The sequence below is a fragment of the Corallococcus aberystwythensis genome, from assembly GCF_003612165.1.
Taxonomy (GTDB): domain Bacteria; phylum Myxococcota; class Myxococcia; order Myxococcales; family Myxococcaceae; genus Corallococcus; species Corallococcus aberystwythensis.
In genome coordinates, this window is the sequence record NZ_RAWK01000122.1 from 1 (window position 1) to 14,461 (window position 14,461).

At 67.2% G+C, this 14,461-nt stretch carries 14 protein-coding genes and 1 pseudogene; 8 read left to right on the forward strand and 7 right to left on the reverse strand.

The features are described from left to right. Window positions 1-200: pseudogene (locus tag D7W81_RS20815) on the reverse strand (saccharopine dehydrogenase); the annotation flags it as partial. 156 nt (window positions 201-356) lie between these two features. Here D7W81_RS20815 and D7W81_RS20820 point away from each other — a divergent pair. Beyond that, window positions 357-782 (forward strand): DUF3592 domain-containing protein, encoded by a 426-nt coding sequence (locus D7W81_RS20820; protein ID WP_158621640.1) that lies wholly within the window; start codon window positions 357-359, stop codon window positions 780-782. Here D7W81_RS20820 and D7W81_RS20825 read toward each other — a convergent pair. The 3 genes from D7W81_RS20825 to D7W81_RS20835 are packed head-to-tail and all read right to left on the reverse strand — an operon-like array spanning window position 766 to window position 4,381. Continuing rightward, entirely contained in the window at window positions 766-2,166 is a 1,401-nt protein-coding gene (locus tag D7W81_RS20825) for a pyridoxal phosphate-dependent decarboxylase family protein (RefSeq protein ID WP_120557135.1), read from the reverse strand. The genes D7W81_RS20820 and D7W81_RS20825 overlap by 17 nt on opposite strands. Further along, window positions 2,163-3,629 (reverse strand): putative metal-binding motif-containing protein, encoded by a 1,467-nt coding sequence (locus tag D7W81_RS20830; protein WP_120557136.1) that lies wholly within the window; start codon window positions 3,627-3,629, stop codon window positions 2,163-2,165. Before D7W81_RS20830 ends, D7W81_RS20825 begins: the two co-directional genes overlap by 4 nt. Then, window positions 3,626-4,381 (reverse strand): hypothetical protein, encoded by a 756-nt coding sequence (locus tag D7W81_RS20835; protein WP_120557137.1) that lies wholly within the window; start codon window positions 4,379-4,381, stop codon window positions 3,626-3,628. Before D7W81_RS20835 ends, D7W81_RS20830 begins: the two co-directional genes overlap by 4 nt. 371 nt (window positions 4,382-4,752) lie before the next feature. Here D7W81_RS20835 and D7W81_RS20840 point away from each other — a divergent pair, with 371 nt between their 5' ends. After that, window positions 4,753-5,313, forward strand: a complete 561-nt coding sequence (locus D7W81_RS20840; RefSeq protein WP_158621644.1) for an OB-fold protein — start codon at window positions 4,753-4,755, stop codon at window positions 5,311-5,313. A 47-nt stretch (window positions 5,314-5,360) separates the two neighbouring features. Here D7W81_RS20840 and D7W81_RS20845 read toward each other — a convergent pair whose 3' ends face one another. Beyond that, entirely contained in the window at window positions 5,361-6,974 is a 1,614-nt protein-coding gene (locus D7W81_RS20845; protein ID WP_120557139.1) for an LVIVD repeat-containing protein, read from the reverse strand. Between the two features lie 481 nt (window positions 6,975-7,455). Here D7W81_RS20845 and D7W81_RS20850 point away from each other — a divergent pair, with 481 nt between their 5' ends. Further along, the gene (locus D7W81_RS20850; protein ID WP_147445564.1) at window positions 7,456-8,055 is read left to right on the forward strand and encodes a hypothetical protein; all 600 of its coding nucleotides are present in this window, start codon (window positions 7,456-7,458) and stop codon (window positions 8,053-8,055) included. Window positions 8,056-8,085: 30 nt separating this feature from the next. Next, window positions 8,086-9,660, forward strand: a complete 1,575-nt coding sequence (locus D7W81_RS20855) for a hypothetical protein (RefSeq protein ID WP_147445565.1) — start codon at window positions 8,086-8,088, stop codon at window positions 9,658-9,660. A 27-nt stretch (window positions 9,661-9,687) separates the two neighbouring features. On the opposite strand, the gene D7W81_RS20860 is transcribed toward D7W81_RS20855, so the two are convergent. Next, on the reverse strand, window positions 9,688-10,473 hold the full coding sequence (locus D7W81_RS20860) for an alpha/beta hydrolase (protein WP_120557142.1): 786 nt from the start codon (window positions 10,471-10,473) through the stop codon (window positions 9,688-9,690). Window positions 10,474-10,590: 117 nt separating this feature from the next. Here D7W81_RS20860 and D7W81_RS20865 point away from each other — a divergent pair, with 117 nt between their 5' ends. After that, window positions 10,591-11,259 (forward strand): response regulator transcription factor, encoded by a 669-nt coding sequence (locus D7W81_RS20865; protein ID WP_120557143.1) that lies wholly within the window; start codon window positions 10,591-10,593, stop codon window positions 11,257-11,259. After that, window positions 11,249-12,439 carry a sensor histidine kinase gene (locus D7W81_RS20870; RefSeq protein WP_208721393.1) on the forward strand — a complete coding sequence of 397 codons (1,191 nt, stop codon included), beginning with the start codon at window positions 11,249-11,251 and terminating at the stop codon, window positions 12,437-12,439. Before D7W81_RS20865 ends, D7W81_RS20870 begins: the two co-directional genes overlap by 11 nt. A gap of 58 nt (window positions 12,440-12,497) precedes the next feature. Here the strand turns inward: D7W81_RS20870 and D7W81_RS20875 are convergent, their stop codons facing one another. Further along, window positions 12,498-12,968 carry a hypothetical protein gene (locus D7W81_RS20875; protein WP_158621641.1) on the reverse strand — a complete coding sequence of 157 codons (471 nt, stop codon included), beginning with the start codon at window positions 12,966-12,968 and terminating at the stop codon, window positions 12,498-12,500. A gap of 331 nt (window positions 12,969-13,299) precedes the next feature. Here D7W81_RS20875 and D7W81_RS42440 point away from each other — a divergent pair, with 331 nt between their 5' ends. Beyond that, window positions 13,300-13,443, forward strand: a complete 144-nt coding sequence (locus tag D7W81_RS42440) for a hypothetical protein (RefSeq protein WP_158621642.1) — start codon at window positions 13,300-13,302, stop codon at window positions 13,441-13,443. Window positions 13,444-13,586: 143 nt separating this feature from the next. Further along, window positions 13,587-14,381 carry a fibrinogen-like YCDxxxxGGGW domain-containing protein gene (locus D7W81_RS20880; RefSeq protein ID WP_120557145.1) on the forward strand — a complete coding sequence of 265 codons (795 nt, stop codon included), beginning with the start codon at window positions 13,587-13,589 and terminating at the stop codon, window positions 14,379-14,381. Window positions 14,382-14,461 lie beyond the last annotated feature (80 nt).

Consider the following 14,461-nt stretch of genomic DNA (forward strand, 5'->3'; position numbering starts at 1 on the left):
GCCCACCCCTGGGGCGAGCGGACATCCAGCGCGACGCCGTCCGCACGTCCCAGACGTGCCGCCAGCTCCCGGGCAGGCGCTTCCCGACGACCGGCGATGAGCAGCGGCAGGTCCGGGTGACGCTCCCTCAACAACAAGGCGAGCTGGGCCCCCACCACCCCATAGCCTCCCACCAGCACGACACGGCCCTCGGACTCCATGGCGCCTCCACCGCTCGGGCACGGACAGTTCCGTGACCCACGCCATATATAGGTCAAATGACCTATTTTATCACGACATTCGACTTCGCCTTGAGGCGTGCCCCTCGGGAACCGCGGTTGATTCGGCCTCCGCTCCCCCGCCATCCTGGGGACACCATGAGCCTGACGACGCTGCTCTGCATGCTGGCGGTCTTCACGGGAGCCCCTGCCCTCTTCCTCGCAGTCCTCTCCCGCTACCGCCGCATGACCGTGCAGTTGGAGGAGCGCGGGCTGCGTGCACAGGGCACGGTGGTCCGGGTCAACGAGGGCCGGGGCAAGCCGAGCACCGTCCACTACGCCTTCCGTCCGCCGGAAGGCCCGGAGCTCAGCGGCAAGTTCGATGAGGCGACCTCGGAGGCCTCAAAGCGGAACCCGGGCTCTCCCGTCGAAGTGCTCTACCTGGAGGAAGCGCCGGAACACCACATGGCCGTGGGCATGGGCTTCACCCGGGGGCTCTACCTCATGGTGGCCGTCCCCCTCGTGTTCTTCGCCATCTTCGGCGTGCTGAGCGTGCTGCACGCGTACTTCAGCCAGCCGAAGTAGGAACCTGAAGCTTGGACGCGGCGGCCTCCAGCGCCGCGAGGATGACGGGAAGGTCCGCCTCTCGCGTCCGCCAGTTGGAGAAGGCCGCGCGCAGGCCGGGGCGTCCGGCGTACTGCGTGGGAGTGAACTGCACGCGCCCGTCGGCCTGCAGCGCCGCGAGAAGGCGGTCGCGCCGCGCGGCATCTCCGGAGCGCAGCGCGAAGCAGACGATGTTCAGCGTCACCGGAGCGAGCAGCGTGTAGTGCGCTGACGCCGCGAGCCCTTCTCCCAGTGCACGAGCGAGCGCGCAGCTTTGCTCGACGAGCGCGCGGTGCCCGTCGCGCCCGTAGGCCATGAGCGTCATCCACGCGGGCAGCGCCCGGAAGCGGCGCGAGTTCTCCGGCGTGCGGTGGAGCAGGTCCGGCCCCTGTCCCAGGTAGGCAGCCACCGCGCGGAAGACACGCTCCTGCAGCGCGAGGTGCCGCGTGAAGACAAGGCCGGAGTCATAGGGGACGTTGAGCCACTTGTGGCCGTCCGCCGCGACCGAGTCCGCATGCGCGAGCCCCCGCAGCAGGTGCGCATGCGCCGGGCTGCAGGCCGCGAAGATGCCGAAGGCGCCATCCACGTGCAGCCAGGCGCCGTGGCGGCGGCACAATTGCCCCACCGCCTCCAGGTCGTCGAAGTCCCCGGTGTTCACCTCCCCCGCGCTCGCGATCACGATGGCCGGGGCACCGCCGAGGGCCGCGAGCCGGGCCTCGAGCGCGCTCGGATCCATGACGGGCCGGTCCGCGAGGCAGGGGACGCCCTGCACCGCGCGCCGCCCCATGCCGAGGATGGAGAGCGCCTTGAGCACGCTCGCGTGTGGCGCGCCGCCCAGCACCACGGGCTGCGGCAGTCCCCACAGTCCGTCCTCGCTCACGTCGTGGCCAAGCCGCTCCATCACCCACTGCCGCGCGGTGGCCAGCGAGACGAGGTTCGCCGCCGTCGCACCGCTCACGAAGGCCCCCTCGAAGGCTTCAGGCAGGCCGAAGAGGGAGCGCAGAAGTCCCAACGCCTCGCGTTCCACGCTGGTGGCGAGCGAGTCACCGTCGTTGCTCACGTTCTGGTCGTACGCGGAGACGAGCCAGTCGCCCACGAGCGCCGCGGGCGTAGTGCCGCCGGTGACGAAGCCGAGGTAGCGCGGCCCCGCGGAGCCGGAGAGTCCTGCCTCGTAGCGGCGGCGGAAGAGCGCGAGCGCGTCCCTGGCGCCGAGGCCCGCATCGGGCAATCCGAGCGGCGCTGGCGGCGCGGGGCGAATGCCCGCGGGGTGCTCGGGCAGCGCGGTGAGGAATTCGAGAGCGCTCGCGCGGGCCTGCTCAAGCAGGTCCGGGAGCCGGGAGAGGTCATGGGAAAGCAGGTCGCTCATGGTTGCCAGGGGCCCCAGTAGAAGCCGGTGCCATCGAGGGTGGCGCTCCACAACTCGTCCGACGTCAGCCCCTCGAGGGCCGTGAAGCCCTGGCTGCCGAAGAGGAAGTCCTGCCACCCCACCCCATCGAAGCGAACGAGGTCGTCCGTGTCCAGGCGCGCGATGACGACATCCTGCCCGAAGGACACCACATCAAGGATGTCGGGAGCGACGCCACCATCCGTGTAGATGGGGTACGGAGGCTTCGTGCTCCAGCGGCCCGCCGCGCGCTCCAGGAACAGCCCCTGATCTCCGGCCGCGTAGGCCAGGCCCGGCGCCACGATGTGCACGGTCTGCAGGGCGACCTGTCCCTGGGAGGGCTGCGGCAGCGGCTCCCGCAGCCACGGGCCTCCGTCCGTGTTGACGTGGTAGGCGACAGGCACGTCGCCCGTGGTGCCCACGGTGATGAGCGTTCGCGGGTCGAGGCCGTGGATGGAGCGGAGGTCCGCGTCCACGTGCTCCACCCGCCTGGGATCCCCCGGGTAATCCCAGCGAAGGATGTCCCCGGTCTCACTCACCGCGAAGAGCGTCGTGCCGCCATCGGATTCAAAGCCCACGAGATCCTGGATGGCCGCCCCACCTCCGTCGAAGGACGCCAATGCGCAGGGCTCCGCGAGGCTCACCGTTTGCGTAGCGAGCTGCCCCTCCCAGGAGCCCATGAACAACCGCCGGTCGCTCGGCCTCGCCCACGCGGTGGACCACGCTCCGTGGCATTCGGTAGACCACAGCTTGTCGAAGCCACCGTCGGTCTCTCGGCGGACGTGGGCGAGCACGTCGTTGCTGTCACTCACGAGCCAGGCCTGGCCGCGCGCATGGGGGGCCACGGCCTGGAAGCTCATCCCCAGGATGGTCCCGGTCGTCCTCCATTCGACACCGTCACAGACGGGCACGGGGTCCCTCCGGCCATCACAATTGTTGTCCAAGAAGTCGCAGCGCTCCTCCGCGCCCGGGGAGATGGAGACGGAGTGGTCATCACAGTCCGTGCCCCGGGTGGCGGTGCTTACGTAGCCATCCCCATCTTCATCCCGCGCGCTCAACGTCAGCTCGACGCGAGCGGTCTCCTTCCCGGGAACCGACACCTGCGTGGAAGCAGTGGCCACCTCCTGGCCCGCGCACGAGCGCTCACGGGCGGAAGCCGTCACCTTGACGGTGTCACTCCACCCGGGTCGGCGGATGAAGCCCACCTCCCCTGTTCCCCCGAGCACGGCCACAGGCAGCTCGAAGGTCCTGGAGGCGTCCTGGGAGTCCATCGCGCGCAGCGTGACGCAGCCCGGACGGAAGCCGTCATAGGTCAGCAGCACCTGGACCTGGCAGGGATGGCTCGCGTCGCACCCGCTGGGGCGTTCCTGCTCGAGTTCCTCGATGTCCGGCACGGTGCAGGTGAGGAAGAGCAGTCCGAGTCCCACGGTCACGGCGCGCGTCATGGAGAGACCTCCGTCCGAGGCGAAGGCGAGTCGCCGGCGAGGAGCCAGGCGACGGCGGCTCCAGCGGCGGCGGTGACGGCCGCGCCCAGCAGGACATTGGCCGCGAGCGCCTGTCCCCGCGCGCTGTCCAGGTGCGCGGCGCGGTCGCTGTAGAAGGCATCGTCGCGCGCGGCGCTCACGTTGCTCCGTGACTGGAGCCCGAAGTAGCCGCCAATGCCACCAAGCACGACGCCTCCGCTCAGCAAGGCCAGCGAAAGCACGGGCATGGAATGCGTGCGGCGCACCTCTGGCTTCGCCAGGGGCGGAACGAGCCCGGGAGCTGGAGAGGGCTCAGGCAGGATGGCAAGCGGAGCGTCTGGGGCCAGCCGGGGGTTGAGCGCCAGCTCACGCCGCACGTTCCGGCGCACCTCCTCGAAGTCGCGTGACACCTTGGGGGACACCTTCACCGGAAGGCTCGCGTCGGGCCCCAGAGACAGTCCCTCCTTGAAGGAAGCCAGGGCCTCCTGACGGCGTCCCAGGTCCGCGAGCACGATGCCCCGGAGGATGGCCACCCTGCCCTGCTCCCCGCCGTCGCGAGCCACGGCCTTCGCCGCATCGAGCTGTTCGAGCGAGTGCTCGTAGTCGAGCTCCTCGTAGGCCTGCGATGCGGCGGACATCCGCGCCTGGAAGTCCGGGCCCGAGGAGGTCGCCGGCTGACCCCAGGCGGGCGACACCAGCATCAGCGCGACGCCGAGCACGATTCGCAGGTCCATGGGCGCGCAGAATAACACCCGGCTTCCGCCCCGGAGCGCCGTGCCACACTGTTTTGACACGACAGCACGTTTGGCATTGGCACTGGAATCGCTGCCACATCAGATAACCACACACCGCTGCCTCTCCCCTCTTGCCGCTGGGATCCGCTCGGATGGGCATGGCCGCTCACTTCGTGAGCCTGGGATCGCCCCCGAGGGGTGTTCCGGTACCAAGAACGACGCCGCAGCCAAGGACAGGCCCCGCGCATGGCGATCGCGAACGGGGGCCAGCCGCACCTACTCCTTACGAGGGATGGTGCCGGGTACTCAAAACGGCCAATCCTGATCCGGCGTCGGCTCAGTGCTCGACGGGCTTCGGTTGGGAGATCGCGATGGCCTTGGTGAAGTGCAAGCAGTGCGGAAACGATGTCGCCAGCAACGCAGCGGCTTGCCCGAAGTGTGGCGCCCCGGTGCCCCGGGGCACGTCCGTCCTCAAGGTGACCCTCTTCGTCGTTGGAGGACTCTTCTCCCTCTGCTTCCTTGGCACCTGCCTGGGTGCCGTGGGCGCAGCGAAGAAGGGCTCCTCTTCGTCAGGGGCGTCATCCTCGAGCGCAGCGCCTACGCCACCGCCTGAACCCAAGCTGGTCGCGATCCGGACCCTGCTCGCGGAGTACGCTGACAACGAGGTGCGCGCGGATTCAAACTTCAAGGATCAAATCATCCAGACGGCTGGCGTCGTCGATGACGTGAAGAAGGACATCACCAACTCCGTCTACGTCACGCTCGGGACCGGGAGGCAGTTCGAGATTCCGCAGATCCAGTGCTTCGTCACCGACGACCAGGTGAAGAGGGCCGCGAGCCTGTCCAAGGGAACGAAGATCGGCGTGCGAGGCCGGGTCCAGGGCTTGATGATGAATGTCCTCGTTCGCGACTGCGAGTTCCTCGATATCTGATGGCCCAATGGGCCCGGAAGTCCGGGCCCCGCTCGCTCGACGTGCACTCAGGGCTCGTTGAAGATGAGCAGCCCGCGCGCGCTGTCCACCGCGTAGACATACCCGTCACCCGGGACGCGCATCCCGATGGCGCCCTCGTAGACGAAGCCCAGCCGTCCCGGGTCGGTCTCGCGATAGGTGTTGAAGTAGGCAATCTCCTTGGGGCGCGTGGGATTGGCCACGTCGAACACGCGCACGCCTTCCTGGTACCAGGCGACGTACAGCCGGGTGCCCTTCAGGATCATGTTGTGGATGGAGGTGGTGGGGCGCAGCCGGTGCTCGGCGATGAGCTGGATGTGGGCCGGGTCGGTGACATCCAGCACGCGAAGGTGCGAACCCTCCTGCTCACTGCCTTCGAACGCGATGGTGCGGCCCGCGAAGGTCCCCACCGCGCTGGCATGGCTGTATTGCCGGTTGTAGTGGTACCGGCCCAGCTCCTTGACCTGCATGGGGTCGGTCGGGTCGGTGACCAGGAAGCCGATGTCCGTATGGTTGATGTAGAGGCGGCCCTCGTAAGCAAAGGCGTCGTGCGGATAGCTGGTGACGAACTCCTCCGACGTGAAGGTGAAGCGGTTGAGCAGGACGGGTTCTCGCGGTGACGTGATGTCGAAGATGAGCGTCTGCGCGGGCCGCAGCGCCATGGCGTAGAGCCGGTTGCCCTCCACGAACAGGGTGTGCACATCCAGGGGGGCGCCGCTGGGCACGCTGCGGATGTAGGCCGGGGCCCCCGGATTCGAGATGTCATAGAGGATGACGCCGGAAGCGCGGGTGGCGATGTAGAGGACGTCGTCCTTGGCCCACGCGGCGTTCCAGTACCCATCCCCCGGCAGGGAAATGACCTTCTTCAGCACGGGGTGGCTGCGGTCGCTGACGTCGAAGACGGTCAAACCTCCTGAGGGCATGTAGTTCTTGAGCTGGATGGACACCACGTAGGCATGGTTCTTCGTGACGTAGACATCCGCCGGAAAGCCAAGCCCGACGAAGGACTCGGAGACGAGATTCAAGCCGCCAGAGGACTCGGCCTCACCGCGGCCCCAGAGCATGCGCTCCGCGTCGAACGTCCCCTTCTCCACGAGCACGCCGTTGCTGCAAAACGCGTAGCAGCCGGTGATGCGGTTGCGTTCGGGCGCGTCACAGCCCGCGAGCGCGTACTTCGTGACCACGCCCCGGGTCGTGGTGAAGATGTTCGCGAGGAACATGCCCTGGTCATCGAACTGCTGCCGGGTGAGGGGAAGGAAGTTCAGGGTTCCGGCGCCGCCATCCTCCGGGAGCAGGATGCCGGCGCCCCCCCATGGGTACTCGCCGGAGGTTGGGCGCAGCTCGGTCTGGTAGATGCCGTGCCGTTCCGCCTTGCTGAGCGCTCCCAGGTTGCATTCCGACAGGTCGAAGAGGGCCGGCGTGTCGCAGTCGAGCTGGGTTTCGAGTGGAGGGGTGAACTCGCAGGGTGCGAAGACGCCGCGGTCAATCCAGTCGCCCTTCTCTTCGATGGGGGTGGAAGTGCCATCCCACGCCACGGCCGGGGGCGTGCCGGCATCCGGGGCCGTTTGGGTGTCGCGGCAGGCCATCAGCAGCACGGGGCAGGTCAGCAGCAGCACTCGCAGACACGGGGAAAGACGGGTCATCAATAGGCTCCATGGCAGGTGGATCACGGCCCGCGCCTACACGCACTCACCGTGAGAAGGCGTTCCGCACCTGGTGAAAGGAGCCCCGCGCTACCGCAGTGATGCACTCCATCGAGCGCCGAGACGCGAAAAGCACGGCGCATCCGCCTTGGGGGGTGGACTTGATACATTCATTCGAGCCTCCTCCGCGCGGCCCCTACGCAAGGGTCACCTCGACATGTCCAGCCCCTGGTTCAACGTCCCCTTCCTGTATTGCCGCATCCGGATCGTCGTCGCGCACTCCCACCAGCGCCATGCCTTTGAGGGTGATCCCCATTACTTCATGAAGCACGCAGCCCAGGTCATCATCACGGGTTCATTCCGGCTTCAACGGCACCCCAGCAACCTTGAAGTCTATTTCTCAGACGAGAAAGCGGTGTTTCAAGTCCAGGGCGGGGTCAAGAACGTCGGGGGCCTGGTCCCTCCGGGACTGCGCCACGTGATGACGTCCACCCGGACCTTCTCCGAAGTCAGCACGCCAGGAAGTGTCGTCTTCGCCATCGATGTGGAGCGAGGTCATCGCGCGAGGTTCGCCACGCACGGCCTGGAAACCCCCTTCATCCGCATGAAGACCCACTCCGTGGAGGAGTACGTCTCCTCGGAGATCAGCCGGACCGAGCAATCCGATGAGGAGAGTGAATTCAGCCTGGAGCTCAGCGTAGGGGATTGGAGGGTCCCGGAGACACCGGGTGAGCTGCGCTTCGATGAAAAGACAGACAGCAGCAACCGGCATCTCGGCTGCTGCAACATCTACTGTCCGGGCCCGGAGTTCTCCGGTGTCCTGCGGCTCACGCCCGACATGCCAGCGTTTCGCATCGTGGATGACTCGGCGGAGCAGAACCCCATTCCCCACTGTCGCATCCGCGTCCGGGGCCCGGACGGCCGGGAGCAGGAGTTCGTGACCGACGCACGGGGCGAGGTCTTCATCCCCCGCGCTGGCAACGAGGTCTACACCCTGCTCGAGGTCCTCCAGGACGAAATGCCCCTGGCCGGTGCGCTCCCGGGCGACTGGACCGTCGAATCGATGCCGGACCTGCCCTGAACCTCCTTCTCGCCCGACACCTCCAGCCCCATGCCGAGTCTCGAAACGCTCTTGAAGGACACGCTGCTCCTCACCGCCGCCCCCTACACACCGTGGAAGGAATACGGCGCGGGCCCGGCTACCGCGGAAACCGCCGCCGCGGCGGCTCCGGCCACCCCGGGCCGCTGGAAGTGGTCCCACGACGTCCGCAAGCCCGGGCGCGTGAGCGGGGTGACCTACCACCTGCTCCGGACCCCCTGGTACGTCGAACAGACCCCCACCGTCCTGGAGGAGCTCCTCTGGCATCCCGTCGAGGTGGGCTATCGCGGCCTGCCCCTGACGCTGGAGCTCACCAAGAAGTTCCTGCTGCGCAAATACGAGACCTCCCGTGGAACCGTCGCGAAGGGACAGTCCGCCTACTGGCTTCCCGCGGAGCTCGACCGGAGCATGCTGCTCGTCTTCGGCTTCCAGCTGAACCTGCGCGCGAAGTCCAAGACCTTCTCGCTGGAGCCCATCCCCCTGGATGTGTTGGAGCGGGACGACTTCATGCCCAGACCCGGCGCGAAGCCGCCCAGGGCGCCCGTCATGAAGGTGAAGCGCACGGAGACGGGGACCCTCCAGCTCGTGCCCATGCGCGTGCTGGTGTGCGCGGAGTTCGTCTGCTGCCAGGAGAGCACCGACTACGTGCCGGGCGCCCAGGCGCGCACGTCGCGCTTCCGGCCGCACCTGATGATCATGAGCAACCGTCCGCTGGACACGCTGGCCGCGAAGATCAGCGTCCGCCGTCCGTCCATGTCCACCATGGCGCATGAGGGCCTCCCGCCCGCGGACGACCAGGATGGGATGTCGCATGCGATGGCGGCGGGGATGTGGTCGGACTCGAACTCGCCGGAGGTGGCCTGGGAGAAGGTGTTCACCCTTTCGATTCCGCCGGTCTGGTCCTCCATCTTCTCCCGCGTGAAGACGAACCTCCCGGCGGGCGCGGGCTACCTGATGGTCTCGCCGGACGCCCCGGGAGGACCGGGGTTCCTCTCATACCGCTGGAACGACACGGCGGGACGGTATGGGCAGCATCAGGAGGAACTGATGCCGCGTCAGGGATACTTCGACAACATCCACGTGGCGCCGCCCATGCGCGCACCCAAGACCCTCCGCGACCTCTATCCGGACGCGAAGCTGCACCTGGATGAAATCACCATGGCGCCCTTCTGCGTCCATGACTGTCTTCACCAGCACTGGCGCTGGCTGCCGGCGAAGGAGAAGTCCCTGCACGGGTGGGATGAGAAGAGGCCTTATGCCGTCCCGGGGGCTCCGCACATCCCACTCCATCAGCACCTGCGCGTGGAGATGGAGTCCCCCCACGCGTATGCCTATTGCGTCCGCTCGGACAAGGTCCTGGAGCCGGGCCGCTGGGAGTACGTCCTGCACGAAGGGCTGGCGTACGGAATCAACGCGGGCCACGAAGCGATGGGCAAGCTGCTGCTGGGAGGCAGGGCGTTGCTCTCGCCGTGGCCTTCGGAGGCGCAGGCGTCGTGGGCGATGTTCTACTGGGTCCTGCGCTACAGCCGCACCCGGGACCTGGCCGTCGAGCGGCTCCTGGAGGATGGGGCGCCCGTGCCCTCTTGAGTCAGGGCCCGCTCGGCCCTGCGGCGCCTACGGCAGTCGTGGGGCCTCGCTCAACCAGCGGCGGACCTCGTCCAGGTACTCACGCGGCAGCGCGTGCCCGCTGTCGAAGGCCCGGCGCGTCTTGCGCTTGGAGGGCGCGGCGTCGAACAGCTTCTGGGTGTCCTCCCCGGTGGAGAAGGGATCGTTGTTCGCGCTCAACAGCAACCAGGTCTGATGAACCTGGCCCATCCGGTTCACCGGTGCGGCGTCGCCCAGCACGGGGTCGACATGGGGTGGCACCATCGTCACCAGGTGGGTGACGCGAGGCTCACGCGAGGCCAGCAGGAGGCCCACCTGGGCGCCCATGCTGTAGCCGGCGACGAGCACCCTCGGCGGCTTCTTGCCGTTGGCGAGGACCTTCGTGATGAGCGCCTGGGCATCGCGCACGGTGTCGACAATCATCGCTTGATAGGGACCGGGATCCCCGGCGTGTGCTCGCTTCGCGAGGGCTCCGGGCCGCGCATCAGGAGTCGCCCGCGCGCCGTGCCGCCTCGCGTCCATGAGGTAGACCCGGTAGCCGGCGCTCCGCAGTTGCTCCGTCAGGGCCCCCCCGAAGGTCGGCTCCGCATCCGTCAGCCAGTCGTCCTTGCTCCGGGTGAGGCCGTGCAGCAGGACGGCCACGGGCGGATTCGGCCTCTCCCCTTCCGGTTCCAGCACCCACACGGGAATCCGCTCGCCGTCCTCCGCGCGGACCTCCATGGGAACCGCGGGGCTTGCGGCATGGGCCACGGGGGTGGCCAGGAACATCAGACCCAGCAACAACGAACGCATCATCACGGGACGCCTCCATCGCGAGAGGCCCTGGAACCTGCGGGAGCGAGGGTCAGCCGGGCGTCACCCGCCAGCTGACATCCATTTGACGTGGCCGCGGGTAGCATCCGGGTCACTCCCATGCGCGTGCTCGTCATCGAGGACAACCGTGACCTCCAGGCCAACATCGCCCGCTTCCTGGAGCCGGACTTCCAGCTGGACTTCGCGGGCACCGGGCCCGAGGGGCTCGCGCTCGCGCTGGCCCACCCGTACGACGTCATCGTGCTGGACCTGATGCTGCCCGGCATGAGCGGCCTCGAGGTGTGTGAGCGCTACCGGCAGGTCGCGCCCCGGCTCGTCCCCATCCTGATGCTGACCGCCAGGGACACGCTCGAGGACAAGGAAGAGGGCTTCCAGGCGGGCGCGGACGACTACCTCGTCAAACCCTTCTCGCTCCGGGAGCTGCGCTGGCGCCTGGAAGCCCTGGCGCGCCGGCCCGTCCCTCCGAGCGGGCGAACGCTGACGTGCGGCGGGCTCACGCTGGAGCCGGAGAGCGGGCAGACGCGCTGGGGTGGGCGCACCGTCCGGCTCAACCGCACGGAGGCACTCCTCCTGAAGTGGCTGATGGAGGCCGCCCCCGAACCTGTCCCCGCGGCAACGCTGGCGGAGCGGCTCTGGGGGGACGACGCCCCCGGGTCCAGCGCGCTGCGCACCCACGTCTATGCCCTGCGCAAGGCCCTGGCCGGGCTGGGGCTCGACGATGCCATCACCACCCGCCGCAACGAGGGGTACCGCCTGGATGCGCGCTAGGACCCGGTCGGTGCGCGCGATGCTCCATCGCGCCATGGGGCTGTCCGCCGCGTTCGCGCTGGTGCTGATGGGTGGGTTCTTCACGCTCTTCAGCTACGACCTCGAGGACGTCATCTTCAGCCGCATCGTGGCCGCGGAGGCGGACCGGCCCGAGCCAGGACACGTCCCCGGAATCACCCGGTATGACGGGCACTCCGCGCTGCCGCCCTGGCTCGCGGAGCGCCTGCGTCCGGACGCGCCTGCGGGAGAGTACGAGGTGCCCGCCGGGAGCCACGGACACTTCCACGTCGCGGTGCGCCCCGGCGATGGCGGAGGCCCCCGGTACTTCGCGTTCGACGTGACGCGCCTGACGAGCACGACGGACAACCTGAAGCGGACCGCCGGACTGCTGCTCGCCAGTGCGCTGCTGGCGCTGCTGGCCGCCGCGCTCCTCGCGCGTCTCGTGGCCCGCCGGCTCGGCCGGCCGCTGGAGCGGATGGTGGAGTGGATCCGGGCCGAAGGGGCCCCGCCGCCCGGGGATGACGGCGGAGTGGCCGAGGTCCGCACGCTGCTGGACGCGCTGCTCGCACGCGACGCGCGCCTCCAGGAACAGTTGGAGCGTGAGCAGCGGTTCAACCGCGACGCCAGTCACGAGCTGCGTACGCCTCTGGCCGTGGCGCAGGGTGCGGTGGAGATCCTGGAGCTCGACCCGCCGAAAGACACGGAGACCTTCGACCGGCTGCGCCGGGCCGTGAGCCAGATGGGCCTGCTGACGGAGGGCATCCTCTGGCTGGCCCGGGAGCGCCGCTCCGAGGAGCGCTGCGACCTGCACCGCGTCTCGCGAGAGTTGATCGCGCTGTACGGGCACTTGCGGCGGAGTGAAGGCATCGAGCTCGCCATCGAATCCGCTGGCGAAGTCCACGCGCCCCTCCCCGCTTCCGTCGCCAGGGTGATGATGGGCAACCTGCTCAAGAACGCGCTCGCCTACACAGACGAGGGGCGCATTGTGATTGCCATTGAGCCCTCGGCATGGACCCTGACCGACACGGGTGCTGGCTTTGGCCGCGCTGAGCCCGGGAGCGAGAGCCACGGCATCGGCCTGTCACTGGTGGAACGGCTGGCCCAGCGTTTCGGGTGGACGCTGTGCATTGACGCCGTGGAGCCCCGAGGTACCCGCGTGCGGCTGAGCTGGCGCGGATAGGCTCGTCCCCGTGTCACGAAGACCGCCCTGCGTCGAGCGGTCCTCGCGGCGCCTGGAGCTACCGGGCGCAGTTGAACAGGTTGTTGCTGACGTGGATGCCGCTCATCGCGTACCCACCGGCCATGCACACGTGCATGGGATAGGAGTCCTTCGTGCCAGGGCTCCCATCCACGAACTCGGAGACGACGCTCGTCCCTGGATACTGGCAGGCCAGGTAGTCGTTGCTGACGTGCAGGCCGACCATGACGCTACCGTAGGGACAGGCATGCATCCCGTTGCGCCGTCCCCCCGTATCAAGGAAACGGGAGCCACTCGTGGAGGAGAGCTGGGCACACTTGAAGACGTCATTGCTGAGGTGCGCGCCAATCATGGCGTAGCCGCTGGGGCAACAGTGCATGGTGCTCCCATTGACGGTGCACCGCGTCCCCGCGTCGTAGAGCACCAATCCCGTGAAGGAGAGCGAGGACTTCGCCACCTCGACGTCGAACTCCGCCTCATCCTCTGGCGCGGCGCCGCATCCGGCAAGCATCGTGATGGCAGTCAAGACCACCGCTGCTGAAGACACTGCTTCGAAGAGTCGCTTCATCGGTTCATTCACATGACCAGGGGTTCACCTGGGGAGCGATGTACCTCCCCACCTCGCTGCGCGCCTGTACGCCAAGCTAAGTACTTTCTGTTTATTTTCGCTTTACGAATAATCAAGAAATAATTCACTCAGAGTGAATGCCTTCAGAGAACTCGTGCTCCTCCGGCCTTCTCCCTGGAGGAGATCACCACCATCCCGCCCTGCATGTGCTCCGCCAGGTCACGGACGCCATCTGTCCGGACGCGCTCGCGACACACCGCAACCGGCTGACGTGATGAAGGCCGCCCTGCCGGGCGGCGGCCTCGCGGCAAGGCTCGCGAAGGCAACTCGCAAGACCCGGACGTTGCTGATGGTCCATGGGGCCTGGCACAACGCCCCCTCCAGCTTTCGCATGACGCTGCCCGGGGAAAGCGACTGAAGCCTCGAAATGACTGCATTGAATGCTCCACGTGCGGATGACCCAGGCTGGGGCAGTCCTGACGCAGATTCCATTCACTCAGTCTTTCCGCTAAAGAGAACATTACCTGTTTACGACAACCTTTTCCTTCATTGGAGTTCTGAATGCGTCACAAGCTCTTATTCACCGCCTGCTTGATCTTCCCCCTTATGGGAGCGCTCCTCTCGACTCCAGCGATGGCGGATCCCTGGTATGGGGAAACACCTGATTTGGCCTTACGGAGCTGCCAGCACCTCTATGCCATGGGCGTTCGGCGCTCAGGAGTCTACTTCCTCAAGCCGGACGGCACTCAGGCCCTCACCACATATTGCGACATGGAAACGCAAGGGGGCGGGTGGGCGATGGTCTACAACAGCGTGCTGGGCACCAACACGACCGACTTCTGGAACATCCCTTACGCGGACCGCCTCGGCCGCCGAGGCCGGGCAAGCCTGGATTCCAACTTCTACGATGGAAGCCTTTACACCTACCGTAAAACGGAGTTTGTGGATTCCGTAAGATACATGGATGTCGTCGAGGACCTTCGAGGCAAGACGGTCATCCTTTTCACGGCTCGGATTGATGGGTTCAATACCAGCACGATGAGATTTCAAGGACCCCAGCAGATTGGCGATGGAAGTTCAGCGGTCTATTCCAGGCAGTTTGCTTCGGGGTGGGCATCTCCAGACTACGATGGTGATGCTACTCCGGTAGTTCAGTGTTCGGCCAATTACGCCAATGTCACGCAGCATTATGATGGCTGTTGGGTGTACAATCTCGGTGCCGATGCTGAACTCCCAGTTGAGGATGGCAGGGTTGGACCCCACCTGAATAGCTCAGTGGCGGTTGAACGCGGGCTCGTAACCGACGGCACGGTGCACACGCGTGTTCGTCGCATTACTCGCTTTGTGAGGTGGTAACGCCGTGCCCCCAGTCTCGTTGTTTGCGTCTCCACTGAAGCTGGCGGTTCTGCCCGGGCAAAGGTTTACACAGCGAAGCA